General features: G+C 68.2%; 20 protein-coding genes and 1 other RNA gene. 14 read left to right on the top strand and 7 right to left on the bottom strand.

Going from position 1 to position 20,370, the window contains the following annotated elements; genetic code table 11:
• Positions 1-42 precede the first annotated feature (42 nt).
• From ubiD to HSX14_RS01880, 3 genes are all read left to right on the top strand, one after another.
• Positions 43-1,509 carry a 4-hydroxy-3-polyprenylbenzoate decarboxylase gene (gene ubiD / locus HSX14_RS01870; protein ID WP_173176679.1) on the top strand — a complete coding sequence of 489 codons (1,467 nt, stop codon included), beginning with the start codon at positions 43-45 and terminating at the stop codon, positions 1,507-1,509.
• Positions 1,509-2,477: a CDP-6-deoxy-delta-3,4-glucoseen reductase gene (locus tag HSX14_RS01875; protein WP_173176677.1), complete on the top strand. Its 969-nt coding sequence runs from the start codon at positions 1,509-1,511 to the stop codon at positions 2,475-2,477. The genes ubiD and HSX14_RS01875 overlap by 1 nt, the downstream gene beginning before the upstream one ends.
• A gap of 300 nt (positions 2,478-2,777) precedes the next feature.
• Positions 2,778-5,969, top strand: a complete 3,192-nt coding sequence (locus tag HSX14_RS01880) for a PKD domain-containing protein (RefSeq protein WP_228723530.1) — start codon at positions 2,778-2,780, stop codon at positions 5,967-5,969.
• A gap of 241 nt (positions 5,970-6,210) precedes the next feature.
• Here the strand turns inward: HSX14_RS01880 and HSX14_RS01885 are convergent, their stop codons facing one another.
• Positions 6,211-7,107: a LysR substrate-binding domain-containing protein gene (locus tag HSX14_RS01885; protein WP_173176675.1), complete on the bottom strand. Its 897-nt coding sequence runs from the start codon at positions 7,105-7,107 to the stop codon at positions 6,211-6,213.
• 213 nt (positions 7,108-7,320) lie between these two features.
• Here HSX14_RS01885 and HSX14_RS01890 point away from each other — a divergent pair, with 213 nt between their 5' ends.
• The 5 genes from HSX14_RS01890 (at position 7,321) to HSX14_RS01910 (ending at position 12,757) form a co-directional block, all read left to right on the top strand.
• A complete protein-coding gene (locus HSX14_RS01890; protein ID WP_173176674.1) occupies positions 7,321-8,439 on the top strand; it encodes an ABC transporter ATP-binding protein in 1,119 nt (372 codons plus the stop codon).
• 14 nt (positions 8,440-8,453) lie between these two features.
• Complete coding sequence (locus HSX14_RS01895; RefSeq protein WP_173176673.1) at positions 8,454-9,380, top strand: ABC transporter permease; 927 nt, start codon at positions 8,454-8,456, stop codon at positions 9,378-9,380.
• Positions 9,380-10,180 carry an ABC transporter permease gene (locus HSX14_RS01900; protein ID WP_173176672.1) on the top strand — a complete coding sequence of 267 codons (801 nt, stop codon included), beginning with the start codon at positions 9,380-9,382 and terminating at the stop codon, positions 10,178-10,180. Before HSX14_RS01895 ends, HSX14_RS01900 begins: the two co-directional genes overlap by 1 nt.
• 17 nt (positions 10,181-10,197) lie before the next feature.
• Positions 10,198-11,232 carry an ABC transporter substrate-binding protein gene (locus tag HSX14_RS01905; protein ID WP_173176671.1) on the top strand — a complete coding sequence of 345 codons (1,035 nt, stop codon included), beginning with the start codon at positions 10,198-10,200 and terminating at the stop codon, positions 11,230-11,232.
• 64 nt (positions 11,233-11,296) lie between these two features.
• The gene (locus HSX14_RS01910) at positions 11,297-12,757 is read left to right on the top strand and encodes an amidase (RefSeq protein ID WP_173176670.1); all 1,461 of its coding nucleotides are present in this window, start codon (positions 11,297-11,299) and stop codon (positions 12,755-12,757) included.
• A 66-nt stretch (positions 12,758-12,823) separates the two neighbouring features.
• On the opposite strand, the gene HSX14_RS01915 is transcribed toward HSX14_RS01910, so the two are convergent.
• A complete protein-coding gene (locus HSX14_RS01915) occupies positions 12,824-13,801 on the bottom strand; it encodes an NADPH:quinone oxidoreductase family protein (protein ID WP_111261127.1) in 978 nt (325 codons plus the stop codon).
• Between the two features lie 190 nt (positions 13,802-13,991).
• Here HSX14_RS01915 and HSX14_RS01920 point away from each other — a divergent pair, with 190 nt between their 5' ends.
• A complete protein-coding gene (locus HSX14_RS01920; RefSeq protein ID WP_173176660.1) occupies positions 13,992-14,414 on the top strand; it encodes a flagellar basal body-associated FliL family protein in 423 nt (140 codons plus the stop codon).
• Positions 14,415-14,427: 13 nt separating this feature from the next.
• On the opposite strand, the gene HSX14_RS01925 is transcribed toward HSX14_RS01920, so the two are convergent.
• Positions 14,428-14,877: an EVE domain-containing protein gene (locus HSX14_RS01925; protein ID WP_173176658.1), complete on the bottom strand. Its 450-nt coding sequence runs from the start codon at positions 14,875-14,877 to the stop codon at positions 14,428-14,430.
• 201 nt (positions 14,878-15,078) lie between these two features.
• On the opposite strand from HSX14_RS01925, the gene HSX14_RS31375 reads away from it, so the two are divergent.
• Positions 15,079-15,207 (top strand): hypothetical protein, encoded by a 129-nt coding sequence (locus HSX14_RS31375; RefSeq protein ID WP_021218212.1) that lies wholly within the window; start codon positions 15,079-15,081, stop codon positions 15,205-15,207.
• 35 nt (positions 15,208-15,242) lie between these two features.
• Here HSX14_RS31375 and HSX14_RS01930 read toward each other — a convergent pair whose 3' ends face one another.
• The 4 genes from HSX14_RS01930 to HSX14_RS01945 all read right to left on the bottom strand — a co-directional run bounded on the left by HSX14_RS01930 (position 15,243) and on the right by HSX14_RS01945 (position 16,590).
• Positions 15,243-15,848: a 5-formyltetrahydrofolate cyclo-ligase gene (locus HSX14_RS01930; RefSeq protein ID WP_173176650.1), complete on the bottom strand. Its 606-nt coding sequence runs from the start codon at positions 15,846-15,848 to the stop codon at positions 15,243-15,245.
• 8 nt (positions 15,849-15,856) lie between these two features.
• Positions 15,857-16,035, bottom strand: a non-coding RNA gene (gene ssrS / locus HSX14_RS01935) — 6S RNA.
• A gap of 34 nt (positions 16,036-16,069) precedes the next feature.
• Positions 16,070-16,384, bottom strand: a complete 315-nt coding sequence (locus HSX14_RS01940; RefSeq protein ID WP_111261123.1) for a cell division protein ZapA — start codon at positions 16,382-16,384, stop codon at positions 16,070-16,072.
• A complete protein-coding gene (locus HSX14_RS01945) occupies positions 16,381-16,590 on the bottom strand; it encodes a TIGR02449 family protein (RefSeq protein ID WP_111261122.1) in 210 nt (69 codons plus the stop codon). Before HSX14_RS01945 ends, HSX14_RS01940 begins: the two co-directional genes overlap by 4 nt.
• Positions 16,591-16,747: 157 nt before the next feature.
• On the opposite strand from HSX14_RS01945, the gene HSX14_RS01950 reads away from it, so the two are divergent.
• From HSX14_RS01950 to HSX14_RS01965, 4 genes are read left to right on the top strand one after another with little or no spacing between them, the layout of a single operon-like run.
• Positions 16,748-17,311, top strand: a complete 564-nt coding sequence (locus tag HSX14_RS01950) for a YecA/YgfB family protein (protein ID WP_111261121.1) — start codon at positions 16,748-16,750, stop codon at positions 17,309-17,311.
• Positions 17,312-17,354: 43 nt separating this feature from the next.
• On the top strand, positions 17,355-18,689 hold the full coding sequence (pepP, locus tag HSX14_RS01955; RefSeq protein WP_173176648.1) for a Xaa-Pro aminopeptidase: 1,335 nt from the start codon (positions 17,355-17,357) through the stop codon (positions 18,687-18,689).
• Entirely contained in the window at positions 18,689-19,873 is a 1,185-nt protein-coding gene (ubiH, locus tag HSX14_RS01960) for a 2-octaprenyl-6-methoxyphenyl hydroxylase (RefSeq protein WP_173176646.1), read from the top strand. Before pepP ends, ubiH begins: the two co-directional genes overlap by 1 nt.
• An 8-nt stretch (positions 19,874-19,881) precedes the next feature.
• A complete protein-coding gene (locus tag HSX14_RS01965) occupies positions 19,882-20,364 on the top strand; it encodes a DUF4442 domain-containing protein (protein ID WP_173176644.1) in 483 nt (160 codons plus the stop codon).
• The last annotated feature ends 6 nt before the right edge of the window (positions 20,365-20,370 follow it).

A 20,370-nucleotide genomic window follows, 5' to 3' on the forward strand; every position in this document is an offset into this window, starting at 1 on the left:
AACTTTGCGCCCCGACCTGCACGCCCCATGCGAGGCTCAAGCATGCAGTATCGCGATCTGCGCGAATTCATCAGCGGCCTGGAACAGCGTGGCGAGCTCAAGCGCGTCACCGCCCCGGTCTCGCCGATCCTGGAAATGACCGAAATCTGCGACCGCACCCTGCGCAAGCAAGGCCCGGCGCTGCTCTTCGAGAACCCCACCGGCTATGACATCCCCGTGCTCGGCAACCTGTTCGGCACGCCCGGGCGCGTGGCCCTCGGCATGGGTGCGGATGACGTCTCCGAACTGCGCGAGATCGGCAAGCTGCTGGCCTTCCTCAAGGAGCCCGAGCCGCCCAAGGGGCTGAAGGACGCCTGGTCCAAGCTGCCGATCTTCAAGAAGGTCATCAGCATGGCGCCCAAGGTCCTCAAGGACGCCCCTTGCCACGAAGTGATCGAGGAAGGCGACGACGTCGACCTCGGCAAGCTGCCGATCCAGCACTGCTGGCCGGGCGACGTGGCACCGCTGATCACCTGGGGCCTGACCATCACCCGCGGCCCCAACAAGGAGCGGCAGAACCTCGGCATCTACCGCCAGCAGGTGATCGGCCGCAACAAGGTCATCATGCGCTGGCTCAGCCACCGTGGCGGCGCGCTGGACTACCGCGAGTGGTGCCAGAAGCACCCGGACACGCCCTACCCCGTCTGCGTCGCCCTCGGTGCCGACCCGGCGACCATCCTCGGCGCGGTGACCCCGGTGCCGGACACCCTCTCCGAATACGCCTTCGCCGGCCTGCTGCGCGGCCACCGCACCGAGCTGGTCAAGGCCATCGGCTCCGACCTGCAGGTCCCGGCCAGTGCCGAGATCGTGCTGGAAGGCGTGATCCACCCCGGCGAGACGGCCCCGGAAGGCCCCTACGGCGACCACACCGGCTACTACAACGAGGTCGACACCTTCCCGGTGTTCACCGTCGAGCGCATCACCCGGCGCCGCAAGCCCATCTACCACAGCACCTACACCGGCCGCCCGCCGGACGAGCCGGCCATCCTCGGCGTGGCGCTGAACGAAGTCTTCGTGCCGATCCTGCAGAAGCAGTTCCCCGAGATCACCGACTTCTACCTGCCGCCCGAAGGCTGCTCCTACCGCATGGCGGTGGTGACCATGAAGAAGCAGTACCCCGGCCACGCCAAGCGCGTGATGCTCGGCGTCTGGTCCTTCCTGCGCCAGTTCATGTACACCAAGTTCGTCATCGTCACCGACGACGACATCGACGCCCGCGACTGGAACGACGTGATCTGGGCCATCACCACCCGCATGGACCCCAAGCGCGACACGGTGATGATCGACAACACCCCCATCGACTACCTGGACTTCGCCTCGCCCATCTCCGGCCTCGGCTCCAAGATGGGCCTGGACGCCACCCACAAGTGGCCGGGCGAGACCACCCGCGAATGGGGCCGGGCCATCGTCAAGGACGAGGCGGTGACCCGCCGCGTCGACGACATCTGGTCCAGCCTGGGTATCGACTGATGCGGGTCACGCTGCAACCCTCCGGCGCGGTCCTGGAGATCCAGGCCGGCGAGAACATCCTCGCGGCGGCCCGGCGCCTCGGCTACGAGTGCCCGCAGAGCTGCCGCAACGGCAACTGCCACATCTGCGCGGCCCTGCTGGTCGAGGGCCGCGTGCGCCAGGCCGGCGTCGAGCTCGACCACGGCGAACTCTTCACCTGCCTGGCCGAACCCCTGGAAGACTGCGTGCTGCACTGGGACGGCGTGCTCGCGCCCGGCGAGCTGCCGGTGCGCACGCTCAACTGCCAGGTCAGCGCCTGCATCGATGCCGGTGGCGACGTGTGGCGCGTGCGCCTGCGCGCCCCGGCCGGCAAGCCGCCGCGCTACCACGCCGGGCAATACCTGCTGGTCGCGCGCGAGGATGGCGAATCCTCGGCCTTCTCCCTCGCCTCCGCGCCCAGCGAAGGGCGCGATATCGAACTGCACATCCTCGCCCGCGAGCCCAGCGCCCAGGCCCTGCTGGCGCAGTTGCAGCGCACCGGCATCGCCCGGGTGCAGATGCCTTTCGGCGACACCCACCTCGCCGAGCTTCCCGAGGGCCCGCTGGTATTGATCGCCGCCGGCACCGGCATGGCGCAGATGCACAGCCTGATCGAGCATTGCCGTGCCACGGGATTCAGGCACCCGGTGCACCTGTACTGGGGCGCGCGGCGGCCGGAGGACTTCTACGAACTGCCGCACTGGGCGCAGTGGCAGGGCCTCGGCAACCTGACCCTGCACCAGGTGGTCAGCGACGCCTGTGGCTGGCAGGGCCGTTGCGGGCTGCTGCATGAAGCGGTGCGCCAGGACTTCCCCGACCTCAAGCCGCTGCATGTCTACGCCAGCGGCTCGCCGGCCATGGTCTACGCCACCCTCGACGCCCTGGTGGCGGCGGGGATGGACGCCCACCAGATGCGTGCCGACGTCTTCGCCTACGCCCCCAGGCCGTGAGGCCCGCGCCAGCCAACGTGCCGCGAGCCCCGTCACCCACGACGGGGCGATGAGACGCGCAGCGCCTCCTTCCGCTCCGTCTCGGCCCTGAGCCGCCGGGGCTGGCGCGATGCCAGCCCCGGCGTCCGCGCCTGGCCGCCTAGGACAGGTACGAAAACACCGCCCGTTCATGTACGGCCATACGCGCCCTGCCTATGATCGCGGCTGCCGGCAAAACTCCCTATCTCATCACTCGCGCGGCCGCTCCAGCGGTCCTGTTCGCCTGGCCTCGTGCCGCGCCGTGACTACCGAGGAACAGTTATGTCGAGCTTCCGATTGAACGCCCTTTCCCGCGCCACCCGCCGATGGAGTGCCAGCCTGGGAGCGGCCCTGCTTCTGCCGAGCGGCATGGCGCTGGCCGATGACAGCCAGCACGGCACCGAATCAGTCATCCAGGGGCATTTCATCAACCTCCAGTCATCGAATGCCAGGGCGACCCCGTTCAGCGCCGCCGAGGCCGGAACCGAGCAACTGGTGCAGGAAACCGGGATGCGCATCCGCAACCTCACGCCGCAGGCCGGCGATGCGTTCAAGGACCTGCAGGTCATGACCGGGCAACTCGAAGGGCGCGCGCGCACCCTCAGCGCCCCCGGGGAAATGACCCTGGCGGCGCGGCCCGATGGCAGCTTCGTTGCGCTGCTGCCGGATGCCAACGCCATCATCCGCGGCGACGCCAGCGGCCAGCAGTCGATGATCCGTTTCGATCCGGGCGCCGCCTTCGCGCCGGATGGCGTCGACTACGTCGCCGGCGATGACAGCGAGCCGCCGGCCCAGAAGGAGTCGCGCAGCGGCCAGCGGAGTTTCCAGGTCAGCCGCAACGTCCAGGGTGAAACCGTGATCGACCTGCTGGCCGGGTTCTCCCAGGCCGCAGCCGACTACATCGGTGACCACGAGGCCTTTGCCCTGGCCCAGGTGGCCTCGGTGAACCGCGCACTGCAACAGTCCCAGGTGCAGGGCGTGCGCCTGCGCCTGGTGGGCACCCAGGTGGTGGCCCAGGATGCCCCCATCACCAGTCCCAGCCTGGGCCAGGTGCGCAACGTCTTCGCCGAAGGCATGCGTCGCTACAGCCCGGACGTGGTCGCCAGCTTCGTCGTGGGTACTCCCGGGCAGGACACCGCCGTGGGTTGGGGCCACCTGCCCGGGCGCTACACCATCAACTCCATCAAGTCGTCCACCGTGTTCCGTCACGAGCTGGGCCACAACATCGGCGGCGGCCACTGTTCCGACGGCAAGAGCTACCGCTTCGGCTACAACAACGGCCGGCTCGGCACCATCCTGTGCGGCAACCATGTGGGCTATTTCTCCAACCCGGACGTCAAGGACAGCCGGGGCGTGCCGCTGGGCCACGCGGACACCGCCAACATGGCCCGGGTCTGGCGGGAAAACGCGGCGCGGATGTCGGCCTACAGCCCGTCCGTGGTGCCGCTCGAAGAAGAACGAGGCACCTCGATCCTCAGCGAGAAGGTCAGCCTGAGCAGCGGCCAGACGCGCTACTTCCCGGTGGATGTCCCCGAAGGCACCCGGCGCCTGGTGTTCAGCGTGGTGGACGGCGAACTCACCGAGAAGGCCGGCCAGGTCCAGCTGCTGCTCAAGCGCGGCGCCCAGCCCAGTGGCACCAGCTACGACTACCGCTCGGTACGCAGCCACAACGTCTCCCTGGGGGTGAACGACCCGCAGCCGGGGCGCTGGTACCTGGCAATCAACACCGACAACCGCGCCACCCAGGACCAGGTGCTCGAAGCCCACGCCTACGGCCTCACCCAGGACACCGCCCAGGGTCGCTACCTGAAGTTCGTCGCCACCTCGGCGGTGGACGGCCAGGACACCGCCAGCGTCGCCGAACTGCTGCTGGTGGATGCCAAGGGCAAGGCCCTGCCCCGCGAGAGCTGGACGATCCTGTCCACCAGCAGCGCCGTGCCTGGCGCGGCGGTCGGCAGCCACGCGATCGACGGCAATCCCAACTCCTACTGGAGCTCGGCGGCGGGCGCGCGCTATCCCCATGAAATGGTGATCGACCTGGGGGCCGATAGCCGCTTCTCGCAACTGCACTACCTGCCCCGCCAGGACGCCGGCCTGAGCGGCAACATCAAGGGTTACCAGGTCTACGGCAGCAGCAGCGTCAACGGCGGCTGGCACCTGCTGGCCGATGGCCAATTCAGCGCCGACAACGACCTCAAGGCCGCATCCCTCAAGCCTGTAGTGGCCGGTCAGCCTCCGGTGGCGGTGATCAGCGGCAAGACCGAAGCCAACGCCGGGGACAGGATCGTCCTGGACGCTTCCGGCTCCACGGATCCCCAGGGCAATGCCCTGAGCTTCGCCTGGGAGGCCTCGCCGCGCCTGGACTTCGACTACGACGGCGCGCGCCTCAGCTTCACCGCGCCGGAACTGCAGGCGGACACTCGCTATCGCTTCACCCTGACCCTGAGCAATGGCAAGCAGAGCAGCACCCGGACCCACGAGGTGCTGGTCAAGGGCCAGGCCGCCACCGCCAGCTGCAAGCCGGAGTGGACCCTCAGGGGTATCTATGTCGGCAACGACGTGGTGCAGTGGAAGGGGCGCCAGTACCACGCCCGCTGGTGGACCTCGGGCGCCGAGCCGGGGTTGGCCAGCACCACCGGCCCGGACGGCGCCGGCAAGGTCTGGCGTGACCTGGGCCCCTGCCAGAGCGGCGGCGAGAAGCCGGTCGAGCCGCCGGTGGCGGAGGTCAAGCCGCCCGTGGCGGTGATCGGCGGTGCCAGCCAGGCCAAGCCGGGCGAAACCGTCTACCTCAACGCCTCGGGGTCCAGCGACCCGGCGGGCCTGAAGCTCAGCTACAGCTGGAGCGTCAGCCCCGGCGTCGCCTTCGAAGCGGCTGGCGACCTGATGAAGTTCGTCGCCACGAGGGCCGCCCAGGACGTGACCTACAGCGTCAGCCTGACGGTGAACAACGGCAAGCACAGCGTCACCCGGGTGCATCAGGTCAAGGTGCAGGCCGAGACGCCGGCGACGGTCAAGCCGCCGGTGGCGAGCATCGCTGGCGCCAGCCAGGCCAAGGGCGGTGAAACGGTGACCCTGGACGCCGCAGGTTCCAGCGATCCGGCCGGCCTGGCGCTGAGCTACCGGTGGACCGTGACGCCCAGCGTCTCCTTCCAGGCCTCGGGGTCGAAACTGAGCTTTGTCGCGCCCAAGGGCGACAAGGACATCAGCTACCGCTTCACCCTCAATCTGAGCAACGGCACCCATGTGGCCAGCCGTGACCACAGCGTGATGGTGCTGGCGGACAAGGTGGAAACCCCGACCGGCTGCCAGGGTGCCTGGAGTCCCCAGGGAACCTACTGGGCCAATGACAAGGTCAGCCACAACGGTCGCTTCTACGTCGCCCGCTGGTGGACCAAGGGCAACGAACCCACTGCCGCCACCATCGGTGGCGAAGGCAGCGGCAAGGTCTGGAGGGATGTGGGCGCCTGCAACTGACGCGGGCTGGTGACCGGTTGCGCAGCCAGGCGCTGTGCGGCCGGTCCATCCGGGCCCCGGGCCGGTGGCATCCATCGATGTCGCCGACCCGGGGCGCACCGAATCCGGCATAAGCCGGGCGGCCCGTAGGATGGGTAGAGCGAAGCGAAACCCATGCGGTAAGCACGGGCAGGGTGCTCGCCGGGAAGCCCGCCTGATGGGTTTCGTACCTCTACCCATCCTACGGTCAACCGGCCGGGGATCACGCCAGTTCGGGAAACTCCGCGCGCAGCTCCGCTGCCAGCCACCCCAGGAACCACTGGATATCGGCACTGACCTCTTCGGTCGGCAGCAGCGCCTGGTAGCTCTCCAGCGGCGCCTGCAGCGACACGGGGCGTACCAGCAGGCCGGCGGCCAGTTCCTGGCTCACCAGCACCTCATTGGCCAGGGCGATGCCGTGGCCCTTCTCGGCCATGCTCAGCGCGTGGTCGTTACTCACGTAGAGCACATCGGAACTGACCCGCACGGCGCAACCGACGGCCGCCAGCCAGGCGTTCCACCATTCACCGTCGTCCACATGGATCAGCTTGTGCCGCGCCAGCTCGTCGGCTCCTGCGATCGGGCCTTGGGCGGCCAGGTACTGCGGCGAGCACACCGGGAACACATTGGGTTGCAGCAGGGTGGCCCGGCATTGCGGGTATTGCCCGGGCATGCCGTAGACGATGCCGAGGTCGGCGCCCTGGCCGTCCACGGCGGTGAAGGTGGGGTTGGGCTCGATGGCGATCTTCAGGCCCGGGCGCAGCTGCCGCAGCGACTCCATGCGCGGCATCAGCCAGCGCTTGGCGAAGGCCGGCACGGCGAGGATGCGCAACCAGCGCGGGGCGTCGCTGGCCGCGACTTCGGCGCCGGCCTCGGCGATCTGCCGCAGCGCCCGCGACACCTTGGCGTGGTAGCGCCGCCCGGCCTCGGTGAGCAGCACGCCGCGTGGCGTGCGTTCCAGCAACTGCACGCCGAGCCAGTCCTCCAGCAGGCGCACATGGCGGCCGATGGCCGGCTGGGTGACGTGCAGCGCCCGCGATGCGGCGACATAGCTGCCGAGGCGGGCAGCGGCCTCGAAGGCGCGCAGGGCGTTGAGCGGCGGCAGGCGTGGTTCGGCCATCACGGGGCTCCTGGCTGTTAATTTTATTAACAGCCAATGTAAGGAAATTGAAGTTTCCTGTCGCGGGTATTTGGCCGAGTATCCGGGCCAGGTAGCGCCGCAACGACAACAGGCGCGCCCGCTCCGCCCGCTCGCCACGAGCACTCAGTCCTGCCCAGAACAACTAGAAGTCCCGCCAGCGGACCCGCGCGGCGCGGACACGGAGGTAAGGCCATGAACGCCCTGCATGCAGTGCAGACCGCGGCGGTATCCATCCGCGCGGTACGCAAGGTCTACGGCGATCCCCAGTCCGGGCCCGTCGCCCTCAGGCACGTCGACCTGGAAATCCGCGACAACGAGTTCTTCACGCTGCTCGGCCCGTCCGGTTGCGGCAAGACCACCCTGCTGCGGATGATCGCCGGCTTCGAATACCCCAGCGCCGGCAGCATCCATCTCTATGGCGAGGACATCGCCGACCTGCCGCCCTACGCGCGCCCGGTCAACACGGTGTTCCAGCACTACGCGCTGTTCCCGCACATGACCATCGCCCAGAACCTCGCCTTCGGCCTGGAATCCCAGCCGCTGGGCCGGGCCATGAGCCGTGCCCAGGTCGCCGAGCGCGTGGCCGAGATGCTCGCCCTGGTGCAGATGGAGCGCTTCGCCGATCGTCGCCCGACGCAGCTGTCCGGCGGCCAGCAGCAACGCGTCGCCCTGGCCCGCGCCCTGGCGCCGCACCCCCGGGTGCTGCTGCTGGACGAGCCGCTCTCGGCCCTCGACCTCAAGCTGCGCCAGGCGATGCGCGAGGAACTGAAGGTGATCCAGGCGAAGACCGGCATCACCTTCATCTTCGTCACCCACGACCAGGAAGAGGCCCTGACCCTGTCCGACCGCATCGCGGTGTTCTCGGAGGGCCAGGTGCAACAGGTCGGCACCCCGCAGGAAATCTACGAGCGCCCGCGCAATCGCTTCGTCGCCGACTTCATCGGCGAGACCAACTTCCTCGACGCCCAGGTGCTGGGCCTCGAGGGCGACCAGGCGCTGTGCCAGGGGCCGGGCGGGCAACCGTTCCGGGCCGAGACCGTGGCAGGCGTGCTGCCGGGCAGCCGGGTCAGCCTGTCGATCCGCCCCGAGCGCGTGCACCTGGGGGCCGTCGATACCGCCGGCGCGTTGCCCTGCCGGGTGGAGGCGCAGGTCTACCTGGGCACCGACCTGCAGTACCAGGTGAGCCTCGACGACGGCACGCGCCTGACCGTGCGCATGCCCAACAGCCAGGTCCGCCACCGGCGCTTCGGTGTCGGCGAGCGCGCCGCGCTGCAGTTCGAGAACGGCAGCGCCAGCGTCCTGCTGGACTGAGCCCGGAGGCCGTCATGCATCGATCCACCCTCACCGGCGCCGCCCTGCACGAGCGTCGGCAATCCCTGCGCAACCTGCTCGGCGTCAGCCCGGCACTGCTCGCCATCGGCCTGTTCCTGATCGTCCCCATCCTGCTGGTGGTCGGCTATTCGCTGATGGAGGCCAACCCCTATGGCGGGGTCGAGCCGGTGTTCAGCACCGAGTCCTACCTGTCGCTGCTGTTCGAGCGGCAGCTGGACGACAGCCTGGCCTTCGTCGACTCCTACCTGCTGATCGCCCTGCGCTCCATCGGCATCGCCGCGGCGACCACCCTGGTTACCCTGCTGATCGGCTTCCCGGTAGCGGTGTGGCTGGCCATGCAGCCGCCCCACAAGCGCGGCCTGCTGATCTTCCTCATCACGGTGCCGTTCTGGGCCAACCTGCTGATCCGAACCTACGCCTGGATCCTGCTGCTGCGCGAGACCGGCGTGGTCAATGGCGCGCTGATGGGCCTGGGCCTGGTCGACCGGCCGCTGCAGCTGCTGTACACCGACGGCGCGGTGCTGCTGGGGCTGGTGTACACCTATGCGCCCTTCGTGGTGCTGCCGATCTACGCGACCCTGGAGAAGATGGACATGCGCCTGCTGGAAGCGGCCCAGGACCTTTACGCGGGCCGCTGGCGCACGCTGCGCAAGGTGGTGCTGCCCATCGCCCGGCCGGGCATCCTCGCCGGTGCCATCCTCACCTTCGTACCCTGCCTCGGCGCCATGGTGGCCCCGGAGCTGCTCGGCGGCGGCACGCGGATGATGCTCGGCAACCTGATCTTCCGGCAGTTCAGTGACGCCCGTAACTGGCCCTTCGGCTCCGCCCTGGCCCTGGTGCTGATGGCCGCGGTGATGCTGGTGCTGACCCTCTACGCGCTGCGTGCCGAGCGCGTGCGCATCGCCCGGGGAGGTGTGTGATGAAGCTGTTCGAGCGTCGCCTCGGCGCGCACCACTTCCCCGGTTTCGGCGGCTTCAGCCTGCTGTTCTATCTCTACCTCTATGCGCCGATCCTGGTGCTGGTGGTGCTGTCGTTCAACGCCAACCAGTCGGCCACGGTGTGGAGCGGCTTCAGCCTCGACTGGTACCGCGCCGCCTTCGCCAACCAGGCGTTGCGCCAGGCCGCCGGCAACAGCCTGCTGATCGCCCTGTGCGCCAGCCTGATCGCCACCGTCATTGCCACCCTGGCGGCGCTGGCCACCTCGCGCGGGGCGCGCTTCAAGGGGCTCCGGCTGTCGATGGGGGCGATCATGCTGCCGCTGGTGCTGCCCGAGATCGTGGTTGGCGTCGCCACCCTGGCGCTGTTCTCCACCCTCGGCCTGTCCCTGGGCTACGGCAACCTGATCATCGCCCACACGGTGTTCTGCATCCCCTTCGCCTACCTGCCGATCCGCGCCCGGCTCAACGACATGGACCTGTCCCTGGAGCAGGCCGCCGCAGACCTCTACGCCGGGCCCTGGCGCACCCTGCGCAAGGTCACCCTGCCGCTGCTGATGCCGGGGATCCTCTCCGGGCTGATGCTGGCCTTCATCGTCTCGCTGGATAACTTCGTGATCTCGATGATGGTCTCCCAGGCCGGCACCACCACCCTGCCGATCTTCATCTTCGGCCTGCTGCGCATGGGCGTGACGCCCGACGTGAACGCCGTGTCGACGCTGATCCTCGGCGTTTCCGTGCTCTTCGTGACCCTGTCCTGGCTGCTTGGCCGGGCAAGAACCTGACCCTGGAGAATTGACGCATGAAAAAGCTGATCGCTGTTCTGGGTACTTCGCTGGGCCTCGCCCTGGCTGCCGACGCGCAGGCCGCCGGCACGCTCAACGTCATCAGTTGGAGCGGCTATTTCTCGCCGCAGATCCTGGAGAAGTTCGAGAAGGAGAGCGGCATCAAGGTCACGGTGGACTCCTACGACTCCAACGAGACGCTGCTGGCCAAGCTCAAGCAGGGCGGCGCCGGCTACGACGTCGCCATTCCCTCGCACCAGTTCGTGCCGATCCTCATCCAGGAGCAGTTGCTGGAGCGCTTCGAACCCGGCAAGGAGGCCTACTACCAGGGCTTCACCGCCAACCTGCAGAAGCCCGCCTGGGACCCGCAGGGCGCCTACGCCGCGCCCTTCATCTGGGGCACCACCAGCGTGGTGGTCAACCGCGAGCGCTACCAGGGCGAGGCGGACAGCTACGCACTGCTGTTCAAGCCGCCGGCGGAGCTGCAGGGGCGCATCAACATGTTCGACTCGGTCAGCGAGGTGATCGACACCGCCAGCCTCTACCTGGGCATCCCGCTGTGCAGCGAGGACCCCAAGCAGATGCAGCAGGTGCTGGCGCTGCTCAAGGAACAGAAACCCCATGTGCGCACCTACAGCTCAAAGGCCGGGGCCATCCGCGAGAGCCTGGCGGCCGGTGAGCTGGACATGTCCATGTTCTGGGGCGGCTCGTCGCTGCGCGCGCGGGAGATGAAGCCGAGCCTCGAGTACCTGTACCCGAAGGAGGGGGTGATGGCCTGGGTGGACAACCTGGTGATCCCCAGGGGCGCCCGCAACCTGGATAACGCCAAGGCCTTCATCGCCTTCCTCAGCCAGCCGGAGAACGCCGCGCTGACGCAGAACTTCCTCAAGCACCAGAGCCCGGTGCAGGGCGTCGAGCCCTTCCTCGAGCCCGGCCTCAAGGACGCCCCGGAGCTGCACATCCCCGAAGGCACCAAGGTGGTGTTCAGCCAGACCTGCGGTGCCGGTGCCATCCGCCTGGCCGATCGCCTGTGGACCAGCCTGATGCGCTGATGAACGACGCCCCCGCCGTCGTGGGGGCGCATAACGAAAACGAGACGGAACGAGATCACTGCCCATGAGTCATGCAACCCCGATCAGCGAGCTGGTGCGCCTGCCGGCCGCCGAGCTGGCCGAGCGCATCCGCGCACGCGATGTGTCCTGCCGCGAGGTGATGCTGGATTACCTGGCCCAGATCGAACGCTTCAACCCGGCGGTCAATGCGCTGGTCAGCCTGCAACCGGCCGAGGCGTTGCTGGCCCAGGCCGATGAACGCGATGCCGAGCTGGCGCGGGGCCTCCACAGGGGCTGGATGCACGGTCTGCCCCATGCGGTGAAGGACCTGTCGGCGGTCAGGGGCATCACCACCACCTACGGCTCGCCCTTGTTCCGCGACCACGTGCCGGCACGTGACGGCATCATGGCCGAGCGCCTGCGCGCGGCCGGGGCGATCTTCATCGGCAAGAGCAACACGCCGGAATTCGGCCTCGGCTCGCAGAGCTACAACCCGCTGTTCGGCGCCACCGGCTGTGCCTTCGACCCCACCCGCACGGCGGGCGGCAGCAGCGGAGGCGCCGCCGCAGCGCTGGCGCTGCACCTGGTGCCGGTGGCCGATGGCAGCGACATGATGGGCTCGCTGCGCAACCCGGCGGCGTTCAACAACGTCATCGGCTTCCGACCCTCCCAGGGCCGCGTGCCCTTCGACGACAGCGCCGACCTGTTCTTCGACCAGCTCGGCTACGAGGGGCCGATGGGCCGCAGCGTGCGCGACGTGGCCTTGCTGCTCTCGGTGCAGGCCGGTGGCGATGCGCGCGCACCGCTGTCCATCGCCGCTGGCGGGGAGGTTTTCGCCGGTTCGCTGCAGCGCGACTTCAAGGGCGCACGCCTGGGCTGGCTGGGCGATCTCGATGGCCAGCTGCCGATGCAGCGCGGCGTGCTGGAACTGTGCCGCACCGCCCTGAAGGACTTCGAGGCGCTGGGCTGCGTGGTGGAGGAGACGAGCCTGGGCTTTTCCCGCGAGCGGCTCTGGGACACCTGGCTGACCCTGCGTCACTGGCTGGTGGCCGGCGGCCTGGCGGCGGCCTACGAGGACCCGGCGAAACGCGCATCGCTCAAGCCCGAAGCCTGCTGGGAGGTGGAAAACGGCCTGCGCCTGAGCGGCCAGCAGGTCTACCGCGCCTCGGCCGCCCGCAGCGACTGGTACCGCGCGGTGAGCCGGCTGTTCGAGCGTTTCGATTTCCTGTTGCTGCCCAGCGCCCAGGTCTTCCCCTTCGACAAGGCGCAGCACTGGCCTGAGGCGATCGAGGGCGTGGCGATGGATACCTATCACCGCTGGATGGAGGTGGTGATCCCCGGGACCCTGTCGGGCTGCCCGGTGGCCAACGTGCAGGCGGGGTTCAACACGGACGGCCTGCCGATGGGGCTGCAGATCATCGGCCCGCACCAGAAGGACCTGGCGGTGCTGCAGCTGGCCCATGCCTACGAACAGGCCAGCGACTGGTTCCGCCGGCGTCCGTCGCCGTTGCTGGCGGCGGGCTGAGACGCCCGCAAAGAAAAGGGCCCGCTCCCGTTTCGTGGCGGGGCGGGCCCAGTACTGCCCGGTTGCCTAGCGGACCTTGACGACCACCTTGCCCACCGCCTTGCGCTGGCCGAGGGCATTGATGGCGTCGGCGGACTGCTCCAGCGGGAACACCTGGGAGACCAGCGGCTTGAGCTTGCCTTCGGCATGCCAAGCGAACAGTTGCTGGAAGTTGGCCAGGTTGTCCTGGGGCTGGCGCTGGGCGAAGGAGCCCCAGAACACGCCGACCACCGAGGCGCCCTTGAGCAGGGTCAGGTTCACCGGCAGCTCGGGGATGCGGCCGCTGGCGAAGCCGACCACCAGCAGGCGGCCGTTCCAGGCGATGGAGCGGATGGCCTCGTCGAACAGGTCGCCGCCGACCGGGTCGTAGATCACGTCCGCGCCCTGGCCGCCGGTCAGCTCCTTGACCTTCTCCTTGAGGCTGGACTCGCTGTAGTTGATCAGCAGGTCGGCGCCCGCGGCCTTGGCCACTTCCAGTTTCTCGGCGCTGCTGGCGGCGGCGATCACCTTGGCGCCCATGGCCTTGCCGATCTCCACCGCCGCCAGGCCGACGCCACCGGAGGCGCCCAGTACCAGCAGGGTCTCGCCCGGCTGCAGGTTGGCGCGCTGCTTGAGGGCGTGCATGGAGGTGCCGTAGGTCATGCCGAAGGCGGCGGCGGAATTGAAGTCGATGCCCTTGGGGATCGGCATCACGTTGTAGCCGGGCACGGCCACCTGCTCGGCGAAGCTGCCCCAGCCGGTCAGCGCCATGACCCGGTCACCGGGCTTGAGGTGGGTGATCTTCTCGCCGACGGCGGCGACGGTGCCGGCCGCTTCGCCACCCGGGGAGAAGGGGAACGGCGGCTTGAACTGGTACTTGCCTTCGATGATCAAGGTGTCGGGGAAGTTGACGCCGGCGGCATGCACGTCGATCAGCACTTCGTTCTTCTTCGGCTCGGGGCTGGCAACCTCTTCGAGCACCAGGGTTTCGGCTGGGCCGAAGGCTTTGCACAGGACGGCTTTCATGGACGCTTCCTCAACGTGGATGCCGGCGCGAAGGGCGCGGCAGGTTGGCCTGATGGCTTGGCAGTGTAGGTAGCCGGCCCGGTGGGTCAACGAGCATGGCCCGGCCTGATAGCCATGCATAAGCATCGGGCTTGGGCCGGCGCGCGGGTCTGGCTATGCTAGGCGGCATGCCTCCTCAGGAATGATCCCCGTGAAAACCACCCTCGCACTGCTGCTGGCCCTGCTCATCCCCTTCGCCGCCCTGGCCAACGAGGAGAAGGAAGAACCCAAGGAGGGCGAGGCTGCCGCCCCGAAGGTCGCCTATGTCGGCCTGACGCCTGCGCTGGTGGGCAACTACGGTGCGGGCCCCAAGCTCAAGTACTACAAGGCCGATATCTCCCTGCAGGTGGCCGGGGCGGATGCCGCCAAGTCGGTGGAGTACCACGAGCCGCTGATCCGCAATCAGCTGGTGATGCTGTTCGCCCAGCAGACCGACGAGAGCCTGGCCACGCCCGACAGCAAGGAGAAACTGCGCCAGGAGGCGCTCAAGCAGGTCCAGCAGGTGCTACAGCAGGAAGAGGGCAAGCCGCTGGTGGACGACCTGCTGTTCAACAACCTGATCATCCAGCCCTGACCCGGGCTCGCGTTCAGCGCAACGCGAGCACCGCCTGCCATTCCTCGTCGCGCACCGGCATCACCGAGAGGCGCGACCCCTTCTGCACCAGCGGCATCGCCTCCAGCGCGGCCTGGGCCCTCAGCGTCGCCAGCGGGATGACCGTCGGGAAGGCCTCGACGAACTCGACGTCCAGCGCGCTCCAGGGGTTCTTCTCGTGGCTGGCCTTGGCATCGAAGTAATGGCTGCCGGGGTCCAGCGCCGTCGGGTCCGGGTAGGTGGCTCCGACGATGCGGGCGATCCCGGCGATGCCCGGTTCCGGGCAGCTGGAGTGGTAGAAGAAGAACAGTTCGCCCTCTTGCATGGCACGCATGAAGTTGCGCGCCTGGTAGTTGCGCACGCCATCCCAGCGCGCGCGGCCCAGCCGCTGCAGGTCGTGGATCGACAGTTCGTCGGGTTCTGATTTCATCAACCAATAAGGCATGAACTTTGCTCCTGACGTCCGGTCCTTGTCGCGGACGAAAAATCATCAACTGGCCGACGGTCGGCTGGCGTCATAAATTGCGTGTTCCCCAGCGTTGCCGGAGAATGCCGCACTTTAAGCCGCAGACCACTCGCGGCCCATAACTAAAAGCAACCGCCGCAAGTCATCGCGGAACGTTTGCCTTGAAGGGGGAGGCAATCGATGAAACGCAAACCCGATCTTCTCTGGGTACTGGTCATACTCTTCGGCCTGGGCGTGGTTACCACGGGTTACACCCAGAGCCTGTGGGAGCAGCGCCAAGGCGCGCCTGTCAGCATCCAGCAGCCCTGATTCTCCGACGGCGCCGCAAGGAACGCGGTGCCGCCTCAGTTCCCGCGATACCAGCCCCCGTCCGTCACCGTCGCCTGCAGGCGCACGTCCCAGCTCGCCAAGGGCAACCGATCCACCTTCTGGCATTCATGGGCCAGGCCCAGCAGCGTCGGCTTCTGCCAATTTTTGCGCCGTGCGCGATAGGCCAGGCTGCGGTCGTAGAAGCCGCCGCCCATCCCCAGGCGCCCGCCGTCCTCGTCGAATCCCACCAGCGGCAGCAGGACCAGGTCCAGCGTCCACACCGGGCGCTGCTGCGACCCATTGGCGCGGGGTTCGAGGATGCGGAAACGGTTGCGCACCAGTTTCTCGCCCGGACGCAGGCGCTGGAACACCATGCGCGTCGGCGGCCAGGCCTTGAGCACGGGCAGGTAGGTGGCCTTGCCGCGCTTCTGCGCCTCGCGCAGCAAGGGGCGCGGGTCGATCTCGCCGTCTTCCGGCAGGTACAGCGCCACATGGCGGGCACGGCGGAACAGCGGGTGCTGGGCGAGCTGGCGGTAGAGGTCGCGGGCGGCGCGTTTCTGTTCGAGGGGGGACAGGGTGCGGCGTGTCTGCCTGAGCAGGCGCCGCAGGGCCGGGCGGGAGAGAGTGCCGGCGCTGATCATGAAGGGTACGACTCCCCGGTTATGCCGCTGTCGGTTTAGCCCTTGAACCCGAAAGTTCAAGGTGGAGGTTGCAGGAGGCGTTAAGGCTTTCCGTCAGGCGGACATGCACACCGGCCCCACTTACAACCCCCGTGGTTGTGCGTATCGGCTCAGGGACATCACCGACTGGCAAACACACCAGGGAGCTGCCGGCGAGTATACCCCAAGAGAAGGCTCTGGCGTCAGGCTTCGTGACCATCCGGATCAGCGGCCAGGGCATGGTCGACGCGCTCGAGCAGGTCGCGCACGCGCTCGCGGGTCGAGGTGGCTTCCTGATCCAGGCGCTCCTGCTTGTGCAGCAGTTCGTGGGTGATGTTGAGGGCGGCCATCACGGCGACGCGGTCAGCGCCTATGACTTTGCCGCTGGTGCGGATCTCGCGCATCTTGCCGTCGAGGTAGCGGGCGGCGCTTTCCAGGTTGGCGCGCTCGTCCGAGGGGCAGGCGATGCAGTATTCCTTGTCGAGGATGTGGACGGTGACGGTGTTCGGCTGGGTCATGAATCCTGCTCCAGGGCTTTCAGGCGCGAAATCATCGCTTCGACCTTCAGCCGGGCCATTTCGTTCTTTTCGATCAGATGAGCGCGTTCTTCTTTCCAGGCCTTTTCAGCCGCCTGCAGTTGCCGGTTTTGCGACTTGAGCTGCTCAACGCGCTGGATCAGGAGCTCCAGCTTGGCGGTGAGGGCTTGCAGTTCCGCGTCTTCCATGGGCTCTCTACTTGGGCGATGAATGGTCGGACTATATAGGATCGGCCCGATCCAGGGTCAAACCCGTCGGCGGCGGTCGATGGTCTTGGCGCGCGTGCCGATGCTAGGATACGAGGCCGTCATTCTAGTGATTGCGCCCTCTGGCGCCTAGCCACCCATGCCCAGTTCCAATTCCCCGTATTCCGCCTTCGCCACCCTGCTCGCCACCAGCGGTCAGCCCGTCTCTCCCGCCGAGCTTCACGGCCTCCTGCTGGGGCGCAGCTGCGCCGGCGCGGGCTTCGACGCCGAGCCCTGGCTGGAGGATGCCGCCGAGCTGCTCGGTAGCGCCCCGCAGGACAACCTGCGCCAGGCCCTGATCGGCCTGCAGGAGATGGTCAAGGACGAACTCACCGGCAGCGAGATGGCCGTCGTGCTGCTGCTGCCCGACGACGAAACGCCGCTGGCCGACCGCGCCGCCGCCCTCGGCCAGTGGTGCCAGGGCTTCCTCGGCGGCTTCGGCCTGACCGCACGCGAAGGCGCGCTGTCCGGCGAGGCGGTCGAAGTTCTGCAGGATCTTGCCTCCATCGCCCAGGTGCAGAGCGCCCTGGAAGACTCCGAGGACGGCGAGACCGACTATATGGAAGTGATGGAGTACCTGCGCGTGGCGCCCCTGCTGCTGTTCAGCGAGTGCGCCAGGAAGCCCGCGCCGGTGGCTCCGGCGCCGAAAACCTCTCTGCATTGAACCCGCGTCACGGGCGCATGGGCGCCCCTTGTAAGGAGCGCGCATGACCCGTATCCCGAAGTCCGAATTCGCCCGTCGTCGCAAGGCCCTCATGGCGCAGATGGTGCCCAACAGCATCGCCATCCTGCCTGCGGCGCCGGTGCACATCCGCAATCGCGACGTCGAGCACGTGTACCGCCAGGACAGCGACTTCCAGTACCTCAGCGGCTTCCCCGAGCCCGAGGCGGTGCTGGTGCTGATCCCCGGGCGCGAGCACGGCGAATACGTGCTCTTCTGCCGCGAGCGTGACCCCGAGCGCGAGCTTTGGGACGGCCTGCGCGCCGGCCAGGATGGCGCCATCAGCGAATACGGCGCCGACGATGCGTTCCCCATCGGCGACATCGACGACATCCTCCCCGGCCTCATCGAGGGTCGCGAGCGCGTCTACTACTCCATCGGCACCAATCCCGAGTTCGACCAGCACCTGATGGAGTGGGTCAACGTGATCCGTTCCAAGGCCCGCCAGGGCGCCCAGCCGCCGAACGAGTTCGTCGCCCTCGACCACCTGCTGCACGACATGCGCCTGTACAAGTCGGCGGCCGAGATCAAGGTCATGCGCGAGGCCGGCGAGGTCTCCGCCCGCGCCCACGTGCGCGCCATGCAGGCCGCCCGCGCCGGCCTCTACGAATACAGCCTGGAAGCCGAGCTGGAATACGAGTTCCGCAAGGGCGGCGCGAAGATGCCGGCCTACGGCTCCATCGTCGCCGCCGGCAAGAACGCCTGCATCCTCCACTACCGCGAGAACGACGCGCTGCTCAAGGACGGTGACCTGGTGCTGATCGACGCCGCCTGCGAGCTCGACTGCTACGCCAGCGACATCACCCGCACCTTCCCCGTCAGCGGCCGCTTCAGCCCCGAGCAGAAGGCCATCTACGAGCTGGTGCTGGCCTCCCAGGAAGCCGCCTTCCTCGAAATCGCCCCCGGCAAGCACTGGAACGAAGCCCATGAGGCCACCGTGCGCGTGATCACCGCGGGCCTGGTCGAGCTCGGCCTGCTGCAGGGCGATGTCGACGAGCTGATCGCCAGCGAAGCCTACAAGCCCTTCTACATGCACCGCGCCGGCCACTGGCTGGGCATGGACGTGCACGACGTCGGCGAATACAAGGTCGGTGGCGAATGGCGCGTGCTGGAACCCGGCATGGCCATGACCGTCGAGCCGGGCATCTACATCGCCGTCGACAACCAGGACGTGCCGAAGAAGTGGCGCGGCATCGGCGTGCGCATCGAGGACGACGTGGTGGTGACCAAGAAGGGCTGCGAGATCCTCACCGGTGGCGTACCCAAGACGGTCGCCGAAATCGAGGCCCTGATGGCCGCCGCACGAACCGAGGCCGCGTGATGCAACGTACCCAACTGGCGATCATCGGCGGCGGCCTCGTGGGCGCCAGCCTGGCCCTGGCCCTGCAGGAAGGCGCCAAGGCGCGCGGCTGGAAGATCACCCTGATCGAGCCCTTCGCCCCCGGTGACAGTTACCAGCCCAGCTACGACGCGCGTTCCTCGGCGCTGTCGTTCGGCACCCGGCAGATCTACGAGCGCCTCGGCCTGTGGCAGGCCATCGCCCGCCGCGCCGAGCCCATCCTGCAGATCCACGTATCCGACCGTGGCCGCTTCGGCGCCGCGCGCCTGGCCGCGATCGAGGAGGGCGTCCCGGCGCTTGGCTACGTGGTGGAGAACGCCTGGCTCGGCCAGTGCCTCTGGCAGGCGCTGGATGCCGAGGTGGTGAGCTGGCACTGCCCCGCCGAAGTGGTGCGCATGGAGCCCCTGGCGGACGGCTATCGCCTCAGCCTCAACGATGAAACCCAGCTCGACTGCGACCTGGCGGTACTGGCCGACGGCGGCCGCTCCGGCCTGCGCGAGCAACTGGGCATCGGCGTCAAGCGCAACCCCTATGGGCAGACTGCGCTGATCGCCAACGTCAGCCCGATGGAAGCCCATCGCGGGCAGGCCTTCGAGCGCTTCACCGACGAAGGCCCGATGGCCCTGCTGCCGCTCGCGGAAAACCGCTGCGCGCTGGTCTGGACCCGTCCGGGCAAGGACGCCGAGCGTCTTTCCCGTCTCGACGACCGCGCCTTCCTCGCCGAACTGCAGGAAGCCTTCGGCTACCGCCTGGGCGCCTTCGGCCAGGTGGGCGCGCGGCACCTCTACCCGCTGACCCTGGTGGAAGCCGAGGAGCAGGTGCGCGCCAACCTCGTGGTGCTCGGCAACGCCGCCCACAGCCTGCACCCCATCGCCGGCCAGGGCTACAACCTGTCCCTGCGCGACACCGTGGCCCTGGCCGAGACGCTGCTGGCCAGCACGGCGCCCCTGGGCGATTTCGCCACCCTGCAGGGCTACCTCGACAGCCAGCGCCTGGACCAGGACCTCACCGTCGGCTTCTCCGACCAGGTGACGCGCCTGTTCTCCAACAAGGAGCCGCTGCTGGCCACCGGGCGCAACCTGGGCCTGCTGGGGCTCGACCTGCTGCCCCCGGCCAAGCGCTGGTTCGCCCGCCAGGCCATGGGCCTGGGCACCCGCCCCCTCTGAGCCGCGCGATGCAGGACCGTCGAATGGCGCGCAAGGCGCGCTTCCTGCGCTGGGCGCTGAACATCTACCCGCCCTACCTCGGTGCGGGTGTGCGCGTGCGGCAGATCAGCGCAGACTTCCGTCTGGTACGAGTCAAACTGGCGCTGGGCTGGTACAACCGCAACTACGTCGGCACCCAGTTCGGCGGTTCGCTCTACAGCATGACCGACCCCTTCTTCATGCTGATGCTGATGAACCTGCTCGGACGCGACTACATCGTCTGGGACAAGGCCGCCAGCATCGACTTCGTCTCCCCCGGCAAGGGCCCGGTCTACGCCGAGTTCCGCATCGACGACGCGCTGCTGGCGCGCATCCGCCAGCACACCGCCGATGGTGAAAAATACCTGCCCGAGCTGCACGTCGACGTGCGCGACGGTGACGGCACCCTGGTCGCCAGGGTGCACAAGACCCTCTATGTGCGGCTCAAGCCGCGCGCGCGGCAAGCCGCCTAAGGAATG

The organism is Pseudomonas tohonis (genome assembly GCF_012767755.2).
GTDB lineage: Bacteria > Pseudomonadota > Gammaproteobacteria > Pseudomonadales > Pseudomonadaceae > Metapseudomonas > Metapseudomonas tohonis.